The sequence below is a fragment of the Rossellomorea aquimaris genome (assembly GCF_008180865.1).
In the GTDB taxonomy this organism is placed as follows: Bacteria; Bacillota; Bacilli; order Bacillales; family Bacillaceae_B; genus Rossellomorea; species Rossellomorea yichunensis.
Window position 1 is genome coordinate 311,948 of record NZ_VTEX01000003.1, and the last position, 17,259, is coordinate 329,206.

Annotated in this window: 14 protein-coding genes, 1 tRNA gene and 1 other RNA gene; 1 reads left to right on the forward strand and 15 read right to left on the reverse strand. The window is 41.8% G+C overall.

The window, feature by feature from the left end:
* Nucleotides 1-360: 360 nt before the first annotated feature.
* Entirely contained in the window at nt 361-738 is a 378-nt protein-coding gene (locus tag FZC88_RS14195) for an LAGLIDADG family homing endonuclease (protein WP_148995350.1), read from the forward strand.
* A gap of 346 nt (nt 739-1,084) precedes the next feature.
* Here the strand turns inward: FZC88_RS14195 and ssrA are convergent.
* The 15 genes from ssrA to FZC88_RS14270 form a co-directional block, all read right to left on the reverse strand.
* Nucleotides 1,085-1,425, reverse strand: a transfer-messenger RNA (tmRNA) gene (ssrA, locus tag FZC88_RS14200).
* 158 nt (nt 1,426-1,583) lie between these two features.
* Nucleotides 1,584-2,054 (reverse strand): SsrA-binding protein SmpB, encoded by a 471-nt coding sequence (smpB, locus tag FZC88_RS14205; RefSeq protein WP_044338267.1) that lies wholly within the window; start codon nt 2,052-2,054, stop codon nt 1,584-1,586.
* A 120-nt stretch (nt 2,055-2,174) separates the two neighbouring features.
* The gene (gene rnr, locus FZC88_RS14210) at nt 2,175-4,517 is read right to left on the reverse strand and encodes a ribonuclease R (protein WP_148995351.1); all 2,343 of its coding nucleotides are present in this window, start codon (nt 4,515-4,517) and stop codon (nt 2,175-2,177) included.
* 27 nt (nt 4,518-4,544) lie between these two features.
* A complete protein-coding gene (locus tag FZC88_RS14215; RefSeq protein WP_148995352.1) occupies nt 4,545-5,291 on the reverse strand; it encodes an alpha/beta hydrolase in 747 nt (248 codons plus the stop codon).
* A gap of 698 nt (nt 5,292-5,989) precedes the next feature.
* Complete coding sequence (gene secG, locus FZC88_RS14220; RefSeq protein WP_148995353.1) at nt 5,990-6,217, reverse strand: preprotein translocase subunit SecG; 228 nt, start codon at nt 6,215-6,217, stop codon at nt 5,990-5,992.
* A gap of 301 nt (nt 6,218-6,518) precedes the next feature.
* Entirely contained in the window at nt 6,519-7,811 is a 1,293-nt protein-coding gene (eno, locus tag FZC88_RS14225; protein WP_044338271.1) for a phosphopyruvate hydratase, read from the reverse strand.
* Nucleotides 7,812-7,824: 13 nt separating this feature from the next.
* The gene (gene gpmI, locus FZC88_RS14230) at nt 7,825-9,360 is read right to left on the reverse strand and encodes a 2,3-bisphosphoglycerate-independent phosphoglycerate mutase (RefSeq protein WP_148995354.1); all 1,536 of its coding nucleotides are present in this window, start codon (nt 9,358-9,360) and stop codon (nt 7,825-7,827) included.
* Nucleotides 9,353-10,117 (reverse strand): triose-phosphate isomerase, encoded by a 765-nt coding sequence (gene tpiA / locus FZC88_RS14235; RefSeq protein ID WP_148995355.1) that lies wholly within the window; start codon nt 10,115-10,117, stop codon nt 9,353-9,355. Before tpiA ends, gpmI begins: the two co-directional genes overlap by 8 nt.
* 59 nt (nt 10,118-10,176) lie before the next feature.
* Nucleotides 10,177-11,361: a phosphoglycerate kinase gene (locus FZC88_RS14240; RefSeq protein WP_148995356.1), complete on the reverse strand. Its 1,185-nt coding sequence runs from the start codon at nt 11,359-11,361 to the stop codon at nt 10,177-10,179.
* A gap of 182 nt (nt 11,362-11,543) precedes the next feature.
* Nucleotides 11,544-12,551 carry a type I glyceraldehyde-3-phosphate dehydrogenase gene (gene gap, locus FZC88_RS14245; RefSeq protein WP_044338275.1) on the reverse strand — a complete coding sequence of 336 codons (1,008 nt, stop codon included), beginning with the start codon at nt 12,549-12,551 and terminating at the stop codon, nt 11,544-11,546.
* 55 nt (nt 12,552-12,606) lie between these two features.
* Nucleotides 12,607-13,626, reverse strand: a complete 1,020-nt coding sequence (locus tag FZC88_RS14250) for a sugar-binding transcriptional regulator (protein WP_148995357.1) — start codon at nt 13,624-13,626, stop codon at nt 12,607-12,609.
* Between the two features lie 149 nt (nt 13,627-13,775).
* Complete coding sequence (locus FZC88_RS14255; RefSeq protein WP_148995358.1) at nt 13,776-14,021, reverse strand: glutaredoxin family protein; 246 nt, start codon at nt 14,019-14,021, stop codon at nt 13,776-13,778.
* Nucleotides 14,022-14,101: 80 nt separating this feature from the next.
* Entirely contained in the window at nt 14,102-15,442 is a 1,341-nt protein-coding gene (gene rpoN, locus FZC88_RS14260) for an RNA polymerase factor sigma-54 (protein WP_148995359.1), read from the reverse strand.
* Between the two features lie 331 nt (nt 15,443-15,773).
* On the reverse strand, nt 15,774-16,373 hold the full coding sequence (locus FZC88_RS14265; protein ID WP_148995360.1) for a 3'-5' exonuclease: 600 nt from the start codon (nt 16,371-16,373) through the stop codon (nt 15,774-15,776).
* A 294-nt stretch (nt 16,374-16,667) separates the two neighbouring features.
* Nucleotides 16,668-16,739, reverse strand: a tRNA-Arg gene (locus FZC88_RS14270).
* Nucleotides 16,740-17,259: the final 520 nt, after the last annotated feature.

Below are 17,259 nucleotides of genomic sequence, written 5' to 3' on the forward strand. Positions count from 1 at the left end.
GCACTTTAAACAGATTTTCGAAATTTCGTCGAAGTTTATTCACAGAACGGTAACAATGTTGGAAAGAAATGCTCACAACTCAAAAAAATAACTCTCAAAATTATTTGAGAATAATTTTGAGAGCGGTTTATAGGTTGATTATTGTGAAAATTAAAAGGATGTTTATTCTAAATACTTTAGGTATATTTTGTAGATATCCCTAGAATCACTTTTGAAAAACTCGTTTCAATTCGTTAAAACTTATTATTATATAAATTCTATATTATGTATTTAATTCAACCACTGTATGGGTAATCATTAATTAAGATGGAAATGAGCAATTAAGAAAAGAGTAAGGTTAAATGATAGGAGTTGAAAGGATTGAAAGATTGGGAAGCAGCTTATCTTGCTGGGATTATCGACGGGGAAGGTTCAATTACATTAACACGTATGCATGATAAAGAACATAGGAGACCTTGTATTACTATCGCCTCGACAGACCTAGAACTTTTAGAATACCTCAAAAGTCTAACAAACGGACACATTACTAAAAAGAAAAACTACCGTCCCGCTCGTCATCAGAATTCCTTTACATTAACCATTAAGACTAAAAATCAAGTTCTAGACATATTGAAATTCGTTCTGCCTTTTCTTAAAGTAGAAAAAAAGAGAAAACGTGCGGACTGGATCATTAAACATTATGATAGAGTAACAACTAGAAATGGGAAATACACTCCAGAATGTCTTAAGCAAAATTAATATTTGAAGATGAGTTTTTCAAATTATAAAAAATAAAAAACCACCAAATATGTATTTGGTGGAGACGGTGGGACGTGCACTTCCATGCTTTCGACATGGCACTGACTATATCTTGAACCTGTAGTAGAGGTCCTTTGGCGTATTATGCGAAATATAGATTTACCTGTTGAGAGATATAAATTCCGCATCCTAGTACTACCGAACTTCGGCAGCCTATAAGTCGATACACGGCTGTTGGATTGCTCCACATACCGCTCGGCATTGCCTTATCACACTGTGTGTGACTTAGGTTTCACCGATAAAGCCAAATTTTCACTTATGTGTTGCCACATAAGGCGACTATAACTAATCGAACCCACGTCCAGAAACATCGCCACTTAAGCGTCTACGAGCGTAGTCGATATATTCGCAAGTTCACTGCAGCTTCTGCCTATCGACGGGCGTCCGTGCAGCTAGTCTGATTGGTCTCTTCCTTTGTCCTCAGACGGTGGACTCCGGCGTAGCCTACTAAGAGTGAGTCCCTTACCCTACCACATAGGCGATGGAGGGAGGAACAGCTAAAGCGCTATTACGCAGCTAAAGCTAAGTTATTGTTAGTTTTGCCAGTTATTATTGGCTTTGACGTTTTATCGTGGACGATCCCCACGGCTCGCAACCTAAGCTCGAACTATCCCTGTCGAATCCGTAACGTCCCCATGATAGAAAGGGAAGAACGGGAAAGAATAAGTTCAGCGTGTAAGTCACTTATTCAATTGTTCTTACAGCCGCTTGATTACCTCGCGACATCTACTAGTATAACAAATCCTGAGATAATTGCAAATGTCAGATTCCGGAAATCTGTACAATTACATCCCTTTTTGACGCTGAGCCAGTTCTCTCTGAATAGAGCGGTTCGCTTCTTTTCGTTTCAGATCTTCACGTTTGTCATACTTCTTCTTACCACGGGCGAGACCGATCAGAAGCTTTGCTACACCATTTTTGATGTATAGCTTCAAAGGAACGATTGAGTACCCTGCTTCTTTGGAATCACCGATCAGTTTATTGATTTGCTTTTTATGAAGCAGGAGTTTACGTGTTCGGAGAGGTTCGTGATTGAATCGATTTCCTTGTTCATATGGACTGATGTGCATATTATGAACGAAAATTTCTCCATTTTGGACACGGGCAAAAGAATCCTTCAAGTTTACACGGCCACCACGGATCGCTTTGATTTCTGTTCCTTGCAGCACAAGACCCGCCTCATATGTTTCTTCTACGGCATAGTCATGACGCGCTTTTTTGTTTTGGGCAATAAGCTTGCCTTCTCCCTTTGGCATTGGAATCCCCCTAGTCATTTCCGTTGGTTTACTCATTATTATCTCATATTCTCGAGAAAAATTGTATTGTTACACTTCGAAAAGAAAAGGAGCAAAGGTTATCCCATTGCCCCTGAACCTTTATTTCTTCTTTTTGCGTTTGCTTCGAGGTGCATTTTCAAAGTGTTTCTTATTCGTCTTTTTCTTCTTGTTGTTTTTCGGTGGACGCGTTGACCATTCCCCGTCCTTTTTTTGGTCTGAAGATCGATTCGATTTCCCACGGTCCGATTTTCCTTTATCAGAGCGGATCGAGCGGACACGGTCTTCACGTTCCTTGCGATTATTCTTCATTCCTACGATTTCAAAGTCGATGGCTCGCTCATCTTTATTGACGCTCACGACACGAACTGTGATCTCGTCTCCGATCCGGAATACGTTTGCCGTTCTTTCACCGATCATGGCAAGATGACGCTCATCAAACCGGTAGTAGTCGTCCGTCATATAACTCACATGGACAAGACCTTCGATTGTGTTAGGGAGTTCGACAAACATTCCGAAGTTCGTAACGGAACTGATGATACCGTCGTACTCTTCTCCCACTTTGTCTTCCATATATTCTGCTTTTTTCAGCTCATCTGTCTCACGTTCTGCATCTACCGCTCGTCGCTCGCGGCTTGACGTGTGCTCAGCGATATGACCCATTTGCGCGCCCCATTTTTCCCTTGTTGACTGATCAATCTTGCCTTCAATCAGGTAAGTCCTGATTAAGCGATGAACAATCAAGTCAGGGTAACGACGGATCGGTGATGTGAAATGAGTATAGAACTCTGTCGCCAGTCCAAAGTGGCCTAAGCTTTCAGGATCGTATTTCGCTTGCTGCATGGACCGCAGCATCATTGTCGATACAACCATTTCTTCCGGCTGCCCTTGTACGTCCTCTACAATCTCCTGGAGAGCCCGTGGATGGATCGAATTGGCTGTACCTTTTACAATCAAGCCGAAATTTGTAATAAATTCGAAAAAGCGCTGCAGCTTATCTTCTTTCGGATCTTCATGGATACGATAGATGAACGGTACTTCCATCCAGTGGAAATGCTCAGCAACCGTCTCATTTGCCACTAACATGAACTCCTCGATCAGCTTTTCGGCTACCGAACGTTCACGCAGGACCACATCCGTCGGTTCTCCTTCTTCATCGACAAGCACTTTCGCTTCTTTGAAATCAAAGTCGATGGCTCCACGTTTCATGCGTTTCGTACGGAGAACCTGTGCCAAGTCTTCCATTTCCTCGAACATCGTTACCAAAGGCTCGTATTTTTTACGAAGTTCTTCATCTTTATCCACAAGAATCTTATTCACATCTGAATATGTCATTCGTTCGGTTGTTTTAATGACGCTTTGGAAGATTTCGTGTTTCACGACATCCCCGTCAGGTGAAATCTCCATATCACATGATAGAGTCAAACGGTCCACCTTGGGATTAAGAGAACAAATACCGTTTGATAATCGGTGCGGAATCATTGGGATGACCCGGTCGACCAAGTATACGGATGTACCTCTATCAAAAGCCTCCTGGTCAATCGGAGAGCTTTCTTTTACATAATACGTTACGTCAGCAATATGTACCCCAAGCTTATAGTTTCCATTGGCAAGCTTCGTTACAGTCACAGCATCATCCAAGTCCTTGGCGTCAGCACCATCAATCGTCACGATCGTCTGGTCACGCAGATCTTTTCGATTCGGGATTTCTGATTCATCGATTTCACTTGGCACATTATTCGCCTGATCCATGACTACTTCAGGGAATTCGATGTCAATCCCGTGTTTGTGGATGATAGAGAGGATATCGACTCCGGGATCATTTTTATGACCAAGGATTTCAATGACCTCACCCTCTGCACTCTTGCGCCCTTCAGGATAGGAAGTTAATTTCACGACGACCTTATGTCCTTCCGTTGCACCCATTTGAGCAGACTTTGGGATAAAGATATCACTCGCAAACTTCTTATCATCCGGAATGACGAATCCAAAATGTTTACTTTCCGTGAACGTCCCAACCATTTGGTCGACACCGCGCTCTACGATTCTTACAACGGTTCCTTCTCTTCTGGAACCTGAAGAAGAAGTAGACACTCTTACTAATACTATATCGCCGTGCATGGCGTTATTCGTTTCATTAGGAGGGATGAAGATATCGTCCATTCCTGATTCTTCCGGTATCACAAACGCAAATCCTTTTGCATGAGCGGATACTTTCCCTCTTACCAGATTCATTTTTTCAGGTAAGCCGTAGCGATTACTTCTTGTGCGTACGACCAGCCCTTTCTCTTCCATTACGACAAGAGCCTTTACGAATTCCTTGAAGTTCGTGGACCCTTCAATTCCGAATGCTTCTTCAAGCTCCTGTACCGTCAATGGCTTGTATGCTTCTTCCTTCATGTAGGAAAGGAGCCTATCCACATGCTCTTTAATATTTTCGTCCATGACAATCCCTCCTGATCATCGAATTCATCAAACCGTCCAGTCCAATTTCTCTAAGAAACCGTAGACGTCTTCATGAAGCTGTTCTTTTTCTTTATCTAATGTAATCACATGACCGGACTCTTCGTACCACTTAATGTCTTTGTCATCGGATTCAACGTTATCATAGATGATATTCGCAGAATCCGTATTGATCATATGGTCATGCCTTGCCTGTACCACAAACGTCGGTGAATAGATCATATCCACATTTTCACGCACGTCTGCAATCAATTCCTGCAGGGCCTTCAATGTATTCATCGGCGTTTTCTTAAACTCTTCTATTTCTTTTTCAATTTGTTCTTCAGGTTTTCCTTCAAATTTCTTAAATTCACGGGCGTAATCCACGACCCCTTTATACATGACTTCTTCACTTTTTATATACATCGGCGCACACATAGGGACAATACCCTTTACAGGTACAGTGTAACCTAATTTAAGAGAAAATACCCCTCCAAGTGAAAGGCCGGCAACCGCAATCTCTTCATACCCCTTACTCTTTAAAAGCTCATATCCGTCCATGACATCCTGCCACCAATCTTCAGGTCCTGTATGAACCAATTCTTCTGGTGGTACACCATGTCCCTTATAGTGAGGGGCATGGGATGAATAGCCTTTCTTTTCTAAGTAACGGCCCAGCATCCGGACGTCAGCGGAATTCCCAGTGAATCCGTGAAGTAATAAAACGGCACGGGGACCTGCTTCAAAGGTGAATGGTTTTGGTAATACGGTTTTCATAGCTAGTGACTCCTTTTATCTGATTTTAAACAAACGTTTGATTAGTTGATTGGAACCTTGAGTTGTAGGGCCTCAACCTGTTAAACGTTTGTTTAAATGATTTCTTTATGTAATGGGATTTTCAATTGATTTTTGTTAAACAAACGTTTGATTAGTTGTGAGAAAGCTTGATATCACAAGCTTATTTCTCTTAAACGATCGTTTAGCTCACTCTTCTTCTCTATTTTTAGCAAACATTGGTCAGACAATCCAATATTTCGCTTAAAAAAACAGTTTAGTTTTTGTTTCAAAGCTCTTTTGTAAGATTCCCGTCGAAAGAGTGAGTACTGGTTGATTTCCGCTCCAATCAATTTTCTAAGCATGAAATTATAAACTAATAAATATGTCATCATTTTTCAAAAAAAGCTTTTTTCCATCGTATGTATAAGTACATTTCAAATTATAGTAGATACACTAATTCTTTCGAGTGTTTGTTGTCTCTTCTTTGCTAAAATTGCCTTGTGTAATATGAAGTATATTTCTAATTGGATTGTTTTTCGACACTTTTAGCTCTGTCACGCACACCCCACACCAACAAGCAAGCCCTTATTGACAGAGCCTAAGCAGATCATAAGTTCATAAATTAAAAAATAATCTTTAAGAATTAATCATGTTTAAATAAAAAAACCTGACCTTAATGATCAGGTTTTTTGTACGTATTAGATAGCTACGATGGCAATGGTTAGTACGAAGAATAGTACCGATAATACGATTGTAATTCTGTGAAGTACTAAGTCAATACCACGAGCTTTTTGTTTTCCGAAAAGTTGTTCTGCACCACCAGAGATGGCCCCTGAAAGTCCAGCACTTTTACCTGACTGTAGTAATACAATGGCGATAAGTGCGATTGATACAATAATAAGTAAAGTGACTAATAAAGTGTGCATGAGTCCCACCTCCTGATACGAACATAACATTACTACTAGTTTACCATAGGGATTATGCAGTGGACAAGGTAATATTGTTTGAATTGTGGAAAGAGTTGGTTATGGGAATTAGAGTGTGCATCGGTGTGGATTGAGATTCGATGTGCGTTTCGTTTTTGGGATTATATGTTAATCGGCCGGATTTTCAAAAAAACAGCTCTATTTTCATCAGACCCCTCCTTCAACCTGAGATCATCATACGAATTCATGTCAAAAAAAGCAGCCCCATCCAAAGACGGGACTGCTTTTCAAATTGCTTGTATTAGCGATTTACGTTATAGAATGTTTTCGCTCCAAGATATTGAGCTGTGTGAGCTAATTGATCTTCGATGCGAAGAAGTTGGTTGTATTTCGCTACGCGGTCTGTACGTGATGGAGCACCTGTTTTGATTTGACCAGCGTTTGTTGCTACTGCGATGTCAGCGATTGTGCTGTCTTCTGTTTCACCAGAACGGTGAGAGATGACTGCTGTGTAACCAGCGCGCTTCGCCATTTCGATTGCGTCGAATGTTTCAGTCAGTGTACCAATTTGGTTCACTTTGATCAGGATCGAGTTACCGATACCCTGCTCGATACCTTGAGAAAGCTTAGTTGTGTTTGTAACGAATAAGTCATCCCCAACTAGCTGAACTTTCTTACCGATACGCTCAGTTAGAAGTTTGAATCCATCCCAGTCGTTTTCGTCAAGACCGTCTTCGATTGAAACGATTGGATACTTGTTACACATTTCTTCATACCAATCAACCATTTCTGCAGATGAACGAACAACCCCTTCACCTGAAAGATGGTATTTACCGTCTTCTTTGTTGTAGATTTCAGAAGCTGCAACGTCCATAGCAAGAAGAACTTCTTCCCCTGGCTTGTAACCAGCTTTTTCGATTGCTTCGATAATTGTAGAAAGTGCTTCTTCGTTTGACTTAAGGTTTGGAGCGAATCCACCTTCGTCACCTACTGCAGTATTGTAGCCTTTTCCTTTAAGGACTGATTTCAGGCTGTGGAAGATCTCTGTACCCATGCGCAGACCTTCTTTAAATGTAGAAGCTCCTACAGGCATGATCATGAATTCCTGGATGTCTACGTTATTGTCAGCGTGCTCTCCACCGTTAACGATGTTCATCATTGGTACTGGAAGCTGCTTCGCGTTGAATCCACCAAGGTATTGGTATAATTCCACTCCGAAGAAGTCAGCAGCTGCACGAGCTACAGCCATAGATACACCTAGGATTGCATTCGCACCTAGTTTGCCTTTGTTTTCTGTACCGTCAAGAGCGATCATCGCCTGGTCGATTGCTACTTGCTCAGTGATGTCATAACCGATCAGTTCTTCAGCGATTTCGTTGTTTACGTTATCAACTGCTTTTTGTACCCCTTTACCAAGGTAGCGGCCTTTTTCACCGTCACGAAGTTCAACTGCTTCGTATTCACCTGTTGAAGCTCCAGATGGAACTAGCGCGCGTCCGAAAGCACCTGATTGTGTGTAAACTTCTACTTCGATTGTTGGGTTACCGCGTGAATCCAATACTTCACGAGCATATACGTCTGTAATAAATGGCATTTAGAATCTCTCCTTATTTTTTAATTAATGATTTCCCAGTCATTTCAGCTGGTTGATTGACATTTAATAAATCTAGCATAGTTGGAGCAAGGTCTCCTAACTTTCCACCTTCACGAAGCTCGATTCCTTCTTTCGTTACGATGACAGGGACCGGGTTCGTAGTGTGTGCCGTCATAGGCCTGCCTTCTTCAGTCAGAACTTCATCTGCATTCCCGTGGTCTGCTGTGATGATGGCTGTTCCACCTTTTTCAGTGATGAGGTCAATGATTTTCCCTAGACACTCATCCACTGTTTCCACGGCTTTGATCGTCGGCTCAAGCATCCCTGAGTGTCCGACCATATCCGGGTTTGCGAAGTTCAGGATAATTGCATCCTGACGGTCTTCACGAATTTCTTCAAGTAAGGCGTCCGTCACTTCATACGCGCTCATTTCAGGCTTCAGGTCATACGTTGCCACTTTAGGGGAGTCGATTAATATTCGTTTTTCCCCCGGGAATTCATCTTCACGACCACCGCTCATAAAGAACGTGACATGAGGATACTTTTCCGTCTCGGCGATACGTAATTGCTTCAGTCCGTTTTGTGAAAGGACTTCACCAAGTGTATTATCAAGATTTGTCGGTTTGAATGCAACAAATCCATCAACTGTTTCACTGAATCGTGTTAAGCAGACAAAGTGAAGGTTCTTCGGATGCTTCTCTCCGCGCTCAAATGAGCGGAAGTCTGCATTCGCAAATGTATTCGAAATCTGGATCGCTCGGTCAGGACGGAAGTTGTAAAAGATTACAGCATCATCGTCTTTAATCGTTGCAACGGGCTCTCCGTTTTCTTTCGTCATCACAGATGGAATGACGAATTCATCGTAGATTCCATTTTCGTATGAATCGTTCACAAGTTCCATCGGATCATGATAGCTTGGGCCTTCACCGTAAACCATGGCACGGTAGGATTTCTCCACACGTTCCCAGCGCTTGTCACGGTCCATGGAATAGTAACGACCAGAAATCGTCGCAAATTGGCCAACGCCGATTTCTTTCATTTTCGCTTCTGCATCTTCAATATACTTCTTCGCCGTTTGAGGGCCGACGTCTCGGCCGTCAAGGAAGGCATGGACATAGACATCTTTCATTCCTTCTTTAGCCGCTAAACCAAGAAGGGCATAAAGATGCTCGATATGGCTGTGCACACCACCATCCGAAAGTAGTCCAAAGATATGAAGATTCGTTCCTTTTGCTTTCGCGTGATTGATCGCATCCAGGAAAGTGGCATTCGTTTCGAATTCACCTTCACGAATCGCTAAATTCACACGTGTTAAGCTTTGGTACACGATACGTCCGGCACCAATATTTAAGTGACCCACTTCGGAGTTCCCCATTTGTCCTTCAGGAAGTCCTACCGCTTCGCCACTTGCAGTTAGTTGATTATGAGGGTACTGATTCCACAAACGATCAAAGTTCGGCTTGTTCGCTTGTGCTACAGCGTTTCCTTCTTTTGTGTTACGGCAAGCAAAACCATCTAAGATGATTAACGCTACTGGTGACTTACTCATGTGTACTTGCCCCTTCTAAAAGCTGCAAGAAGCTTTGTGGTTCAAGGCTTGCTCCACCGACAAGGGCACCATCGATATCCGATTGGGCCATGTATTCTTTAATGTTGTTAGGTTTCACACTACCACCGTATTGAATTCTCACTGCGTCTGCTGCTTCTTGAGAAAATTCTCCTGCAACCACTTGACGGATATGAGCACATACTTCGTTCGCATCTTCAGCTGTAGAAGATTTACCTGTTCCGATTGCCCAGATAGGTTCATAAGCAATGACGGTATGTTTCACTTGATCTGCTGATAGGCCGGCAAGTGCTTTTTTCACTTGGTTACCAACAAGTTCTTTTGTTTCATTGTTTTCGCGTTGCTCAAGCGTCTCCCCTACACAAACGATTGGAGTTAAGCCGTGTTTGAAAGCAGCAAGAGTCTTTTTGTTCACTGACTCGTCTGTTTCATTGAACATTTCACGACGCTCTGAGTGTCCAAGGATGACATACTTTACGCCTAAATCAGAAAGCGCTACAGGACTGACTTCTCCTGTGAATGCTCCGCTTTCTTCAAAGTGCATATTTTGAGCACCAATTTCCACCTTGTATTCTTTTGAAATGTTCACTAAGCTTTCTAAAAATAGAGCTGGAGAACAAATGACAGAATCGACAACCTCTTGATCAGGAACTAATCCTTGTACTTCTTCAGTAAAAGATTTTGCTTCCGATAACGTTTTGTTCATCTTCCAGTTACCTGCAATGATCGGTTTACGCATTGTACTCATCCTTTCTGTTTTATAATCGGTTCCAAAAATTGTTGGTCTTTGAAAAGCGATTATTTATCGTTAAGAGCCACTACTCCAGGAAGTTCTTTTCCTTCCATGAACTCTAGTGAAGCTCCACCACCTGTAGAAATATGACTCATCTTATCAGCATAGCCGAATTTCTCAACGGCTGCTGCAGAGTCACCGCCACCGATAACAGAATATGTATCTGTTGCATCGGCTAACGCCTCCGCTACGGCTTTCGTTCCATTTGCAAATGTTTCTAATTCGAATACACCCATCGGTCCGTTCCAGATTACAAGCTTAGAGCTTTTGATCGTATCCTGGAATAATGCTCTAGTCTTAGGCCCGATATCAAGTGCTTCCCAATCAGAAGGAATCGAATCGATATCCACTTCCTTCGTATTTGCATCATTTGAGAAGTCATCAGCAACGACTACATCAACAGGCATAAGGAATTTGACGCCTTTTTCTTCTGCTTTTTTCATGAATTGCTTCGCTAAATCAATCTTGTCTTCTTCAAGAAGGGATTTCCCTACCTCATGGCCTTGGGCTTTCACAAATGTGTAAGCAAGTCCACCGCCGATGATCAGGTTGTCCACTTTATCTAATAGGTTGTCAATGACACCGATTTTATCTTTAACTTTTGCTCCACCAACGATCGCTGTAAATGGGCGTTCAGGGTTAGATAGAGCTTTTCCTAATACGTCCAGCTCTTTCTCCATTAGAATGCCTGCCACAGCTGGAAGGTGCTTGGCAATTCCTTCTGTAGAAGCATGAGCACGGTGAGCAGCACCAAATGCATCGTTTACATAAAGATCAGCAAGAGCTGCAAATTCTTTTGCAAGTTCAGGATCATTCTTTGTTTCTCCCGGGTAGAAGCGGACGTTTTCCAGTACAAGAACGTCGCCTTCAGCCATGTCGCTGATCTTGGATTGAACAGCTTCACCATAAGCTTCATCGGCTTTTGCTACATTTTTCCCAAGAAGTTCGGAAAGTCTTTCAGCAACCGGCGTTAAGCGCAGTTCTTCCACTGCTTCACCTTTAGGACGACCTAAGTGACTAGCCAGAATGACTTTCGCCCCGCCATCCACTAAGTACTTAATGGTAGGAAGAGCAGCTTGAATACGAGTTTCATCTGTAATCTTGCCTTCAGACATCGGTACGTTGAAGTCTACACGGCAAAATACGCGTTTTCCTCTTACATCGACATCTTTAATCGACTTTTTGTTCATCGTAAAAGGCCTCCTTTAGTTTTCAATTTCTACATCTTTTTCAAAAAAATAGAAATAGCAATAAGAAAAGGGAGAGGGGAATCTTCCCCGCTCCCCTTCATCACATCTTCATTATAGATGGTGGGACAAAATTTATCCATCAATCACCATGCTAATGATGTCAATTTACAAAACTTTATCGATTAAAGTCCTTTTGAAGCGATATAACCTGCAAGGTCAACTACACGGTTAGAGTATCCGCTCTCGTTGTCATACCAAGAGATAACTTTTACCATGTTGTCTTCCAGAACCATTGTAGATAGTGCGTCGATTGTAGAAGACGCCGGGCTGCCGTTGTAATCAGTTGATACTAAAGGCTCTTCACTGTACGCAAGGATTCCTTTAAGATCGCCTTCAGCCGCTTCTTTAAGTGCAGCATTCACATCTTCAGCTGTTACGTTTTTATCAAGTTCAGCAACTAAGTCTACTAGAGAAACATTTGGAGTCGGAACACGAACCGCTCCACCATTCAGTTTCCCTTTAAGCTCAGGAAGAACAAGAGATACAGCTTTCGCAGCACCTGTAGTTGTTGGAATCATGTTCTCAGCAGCTGCACGTGCACGACGGTAATCTTTATGTGGTAAGTCTAAGATTTGTTGGTCGTTTGTGTAAGAGTGGATAGTTGTCATCATTCCACGCTTGATTCCGAATTTATCGTTAAGAACTTTAGCGAATGGCGCTAAGCAGTTTGTTGTACAAGATGCGTTAGAGATAACATCATGGCTAGCCGCGTCATACTTGTCTTCGTTAACACCCATAACCACTGTGATATCTTCATCAGATGCAGGAGCAGAGATGATAACTTTCTTCGCACCAGCTTCGATGTGTTTCGCAGCGTCAGCACGCTTTGTGAAACGTCCAGTAGATTCAACAACGATATCTACACCAAGATCTCCCCAACCAAGTTGAGCAGGATCGCGCTCAGCGAGTACCTTTACTTTTTTACCGCCGACTACAAGGTAGTCACCGTCAACAGTTACTTTCTCTTGAAGAGTTCCGTGAACTGTATCATATTGTAAAAGGTGAGCAAGCATGTTTGCATCAGTTAAGTCATTAACCGCTACTACCTCTACGTCGTTATTTTTAAGTGCTGCACGGAATACATTACGTCCGATACGTCCAAATCCGTTAATACCAATTTTTGTTGCCATGAATAATTTCCTCCTTTAGATAGTTAAGGATGATTTTTTTATATTTCAAAAGGGCTTACCCTTTTAAAAGCTCTCTTGCGGCTCCCTCATCCGTGATGAGCACGGTTTTCGGTGGAGCACTCTTCATATACGCCCGAATCGCTTTCGCTTTCGAGTTGCCGCCTGCGACGGCGATGACGCTTTCGATGTGACTTAAATCTTCTAATTGCAGGCCGATCGTTGGCACCTTATGTACCACTTCACCCGCTTCGTTAAAATAATACCCAAATGCCTCCCCGACAGCATGACCATCTGTGATCTTCTCAAAGTCTTCATCAGTGGTCTTTCGTCTTTCAGCCATTGTGATAGCATCTCCAATCCCATGGAGAACCATGTTAGCCGATTTGATCAAATTCAAAACTTCTTTGATCATCGGTTCTTTCAAGAAGGACTTGTATACTTCTTTACTAACCTGATCCGGCACATATAAAACTCGATGTCGCGTTCTCGTATGCTCAGCCATCTTGGCACATATGGTGTTAGCCTGGTTTTTAACGTCTTCTCCAATTCCACCCCGAGCAGGAACAAACAAGGTAGAGTCAGAGAAATCCGGTGTAAGCACCTCTGCTACAGCGGCCATCGTCGAGCCTCCAGTCACAGCGATGATAGTATTTCCTTTCAGGCGATGTTTCATACTAGAAGCTGATGCACGCCCTAATTCTTCTTTTACCCAAGGAGACTCATCACTATTCCCAGGAACGATTACAATTTCATGAAGATTAAGTAAAGATTTTAATTCCTGCTCCATTACGTTGATTCCTGAAACTTCTCTCATCATACTTTCAAGGCTTTCCAAAAGCTGAATGCCATCCTCCGTCATGATCATTCCAGAGGTTTTGATATCAATGAGATCTTGGTTATTCAGGAACTCCACTTCGCTTCTCAGTACACGTTCGGTCAGGCCCATGTTCTGAGCAAGACTTCTGCGTCCGACAGGCTGCATGAACCGGATGGAACGAAGAATTTGATGCCTTTTTTGCATAACTTCAAGCAGGTCAGGTAATAATCGCTTTTGTATGTCAATTAAAGATTCCATAGATAAAAGCTCCTTCAAATGAAGTGCGTGGATGTGATGGACTATAAAAGTCCCACCTAGACATATTATGTCCCACTACCTCCAAAAAAAATTCATCCCTGCTTTCAAAATTCATTTTATCAGGGTATGAATCGTAATTCAACTAGAAACTATCGGGTTTTTTCATGTAAACGCTTGCTTAGCGTAAAATAATCAATTTGCCCATATTGAAGGATTTCACCTTCCATCTCCACGACTGGAATCATCAAACCGAAACGTTCTGTCAAATCGTCACTTTCATCAATGTCGATTTCTTTTATTTCGAATCCAAGTTCATCCTCAAGTAACTTTAATGTAATTTTTGCGTCTTGGCATAGTCCGCATTGGTTTCGTGTATAGAATAGGACTTGTTTCATGTTGGAGCCTCGCTTTTTTAATGGTTAAGAATTGGGTTTGTACCAGGTACAAGATGGTTGGAATGTACCTGGTACACCCTCTATTCATACCTCTTCCTCATCGTGGAAGAAGCAATCCCTAATTGATCGCGGTATTTCGCTATCGTTCTTCTAGAGACATCATACCCTTTATCCAATAATAGGTTCACTATTTTCTGATCAGATAGAGGCTTTTTCTTGTCTTCCTCATCAATAAGCCTTTGTAACTCATTTTTTACCGATGTGGCTGAAGCTGCTTCTGAATCATCGAGCTTGACCGATTTGATCGCCGAGGTAAAAAAGTACTTCAATTCAAAAATCCCATATGGCGTTTGCATATACTTACCCTTCACAGCACGGCTGATGGTCGATTCATGAACATCGATTTCTTCTGCCACCTGTCTCAAGGTCAATGGCTGGATTGCTGATGGTCCTTTTAAGAAGAATGCTTTCTGCTTTTCTGCAAGCATCTTACCCACTTTCAGGATGGTTTGTTTTCGCTGGCGTAAGCTTTGCAGTAGCCAGTGGAAATCCTGCTCCTTTTCCTGAAGATAGGACTGGACTTCCTTATCCGGGTGATGCTTTAGAAAATCAGTGTACTCTTCATTATATGTGACGTTTATAGTCGTACCGTCATACAACGATACGGCCACGGTATGACCATCGATCACCTTCACGACAAGCTCTGGAATAATGTATTCAGCGATATGCTGAGAATACTTTGATCCGGGTCTCGGATTGCACTGCTGGATGAAATCCGCTGCCAGCTGGATGTCTTTTAGCTCTACCTCAAGATCCTTGGCGATCGCCTTCCACTTCTTTTCTGCAAAAGCTTGAAAATGGTTATCTACAATCATCGTAACCAGTGGGGGAACATTGGCTTTTCGCTGCAGCTGAAGGACTATGCACTCCTTCAGGGATCTGGCTCCTATTCCAGCCGGTTCTAATTCCTGAAGCCTACTAATATAGTTTTCCAGTTGAGACATTTCCAGACCATGTTTTTGAACGAAGGATTCGTCGTCTATTCTCAAATAACCGTTATCATCCAAGCTAAATATTAATTCATCCAGTATCTTTCTCCCTGAAGAAGTAAGCGATTTCAAATTTAATTGAACAGATAATGCATCCGCAAGGGATCTCTTTGGCACGGATACATATTCATACCAATCCACCGCGTTTTCGTGATTGCCGGCATTTCTTGTAAATGTATGAGGTTCTCGTTGATGAAGGGGGTCTTGCTTAGGCGGTTCTAATTGTATAAGGGGATTCTCTAATTGCTTAGCTTCTAGATAAGCATTCAGTTCCATCGTAGAATATTGGAGGATGGTGATGGCTTGAGAAAGCTGCTGCGTCATTTGAAGTTTTAATTGTTGATTTTGAAAAAGTCCTGCTTTCAAATTCATGATTCTTAACCTCCCATTTATCTATTCTACAATAAAATTGGTGGTTCGTTAATGGGAATTCGTTGGTAGTATTATGTATATGATATTTTTCAATAAATTCCACATAGCGTGTGGTGGATGATTTCCGCTGCAGGTGCTCGCTTTCCGCGGGGCGTGGGTTGAGCCTCCTCGGGCTAAAGCCCTGCGGGGTCTCAACTTCCACGCGTTTCCCGCAGGAGTCGAGCACCTTCCGCTACAATCAACTGGCAGGGTGTGGGTATTCTCCACCCATCTCAACATTATACTTTTAATATATTCGGTAGAAGCTATAAAAAATGCGCCCCAAGTTGTGTTATTTAGCAGATTTACTTACTAATGAAGAGCGATAGATGCCTTCGGATATTTCTCCCGGTTTAATTCGAGTCTTATTGTAGAGAGAATCAAAGTCCGTAATCTTGTACTCTTCTGCTAGCTTTAGCATTAATTGAGCGCATGCTTTAGCATCATCTGCAGCATGATGGTGATTATCTAATTCGATTCCAAAATAAGTACATATAGATGATAGCTGATAGGCAGGAAGACCTTTCACCATTTTTCTGGACATTTGATATGTGCAGAGAAATTGGTTGTATACGGGCTCCATTTCATAACGAGCTAAATTATCCCTCAAAGCGTATCCATCGAAGGAAAGATTATGAGCAATCATCAACTTATTCTCTATTTTTCCCTTGATAGAATGATAGAAAGCATCGAACGTCATCGCACCTTTAACATCTTGAGGTTTAATTCCATGTATTCTAATATTAAAATGATCAAATTTCTCTTCTGGATCGATTAATTGATAAATTGAATCAACAATTTCTCCATTTTCTACAAATACCATTCCGACTGAGCATATACTGTGTCTTGCACGATTAGCCGTTTCAAAATCAAAAGCTACAAAATCTTTCATTCCAAGCCACCATCCCGGTTTTAGATTATTCTTCTTTTCTATACTCTAACTATTCTGGTGCAGGGCGAAACACCTTCTTGCAAAACCAATAAATCTCAACACATAAATCTTTTTTACCTTTTTGTAATTTTCCTATGTATAAAACACAAAACTGATCCGGCACTTCCTCAAAATAGATATATTATATAATTATACAATATATAGAATTAAAACACCCTTAATCTCAGAAACGAAAAAAGATGCCTCCACAAATTAAAAACTTGTAGAAACACCTTCATATCAGTATTACTGGTACGCCCTCGGAGGGAATCGAACCCCCATCTCAAGAACCGGAATCTTACGTGCTATCCGTTGCACCACGAGGGCATGAAATGAATAACCGTCACGAATATATATTATAAGCTAGAAAATACTTGTTTGCAATATTTTTATTCTTTAAGCCCTAACCTCATAAATGGTTGTTTCTTAAAGATGTGAAAGTTGATTGGAGTTCCTTTGTAAATAGTTTGATTTGCATTAGAATCTGTTTTTCTGTTTGTCTACCCTTATAATTAGTCATTCATAAAATAGAATCACAGAGTGGATTGAAGCGGAAGGCAATTGACTCCTGCGGGTAATAGAGGAAAAGTCGAGACCCCACAGGGCAGCGCCCGAGGGGGCTCGACTTCCTCCCCGCGGAAAGCAATTGCCTGCAGCGGAAAGGAACGGTCTTTGTTTTCACGCCGTAACTTATCAAAAGGTGGCTCCACTTATTTTTAAAGGAAATAAACTTCTACTGCAACCATAAACTTTACAAACACTCTCCCGTTTAAAAAAGGAATGAATGGGTATCATGTAGAAAGGATTTATATACAGGGGAATAAAGGAAGCGTTTAGTTTGACCTTT

Excerpts from the sequence above, each read along its gene's own strand:
- smpB (WP_044338267.1), bottom strand. The coding sequence starts at position 2,054 with ATGCCAAAGGGAGAAGGCAAGCTTATTGCCCAAAACAAAAAAGCGCGT.
- rnr (WP_148995351.1), bottom strand. The coding sequence starts at position 4,517 with ATGGACGAAAATATTAAAGAGCATGTGGATAGGCTCCTTTCCTACATG.
- FZC88_RS14215 (WP_148995352.1), bottom strand. The coding sequence starts at position 5,291 with ATGAAAACCGTATTACCAAAACCATTCACCTTTGAAGCAGGTCCCCGT.
- secG (WP_148995353.1), bottom strand. The coding sequence starts at position 6,217 with ATGCACACTTTATTAGTCACTTTACTTATTATTGTATCAATCGCACTT.
- eno (WP_044338271.1), bottom strand. The coding sequence starts at position 7,811 with ATGCCATTTATTACAGACGTATATGCTCGTGAAGTATTGGATTCACGC.
- gpmI (WP_148995354.1), bottom strand. The coding sequence starts at position 9,360 with ATGAGTAAGTCACCAGTAGCGTTAATCATCTTAGATGGTTTTGCTTGC.
- tpiA (WP_148995355.1), bottom strand. The coding sequence starts at position 10,117 with ATGCGTAAACCGATCATTGCAGGTAACTGGAAGATGAACAAAACGTTA.
- FZC88_RS14240 (WP_148995356.1), bottom strand. The coding sequence starts at position 11,361 with ATGAACAAAAAGTCGATTAAAGATGTCGATGTAAGAGGAAAACGCGTA.
- gap (WP_044338275.1), bottom strand. The coding sequence starts at position 12,551 with ATGGCAACAAAAATTGGTATTAACGGATTTGGACGTATCGGACGTAAT.
- FZC88_RS14250 (WP_148995357.1), bottom strand. The coding sequence starts at position 13,626 with ATGGAATCTTTAATTGACATACAAAAGCGATTATTACCTGACCTGCTT.
- FZC88_RS14255 (WP_148995358.1), bottom strand. The coding sequence starts at position 14,021 with ATGAAACAAGTCCTATTCTATACACGAAACCAATGCGGACTATGCCAA.
- rpoN (WP_148995359.1), bottom strand. The coding sequence starts at position 15,442 with ATGAATTTGAAAGCAGGACTTTTTCAAAATCAACAATTAAAACTTCAA.
- FZC88_RS14265 (WP_148995360.1), bottom strand. The coding sequence starts at position 16,373 with ATGAAAGATTTTGTAGCTTTTGATTTTGAAACGGCTAATCGTGCAAGA.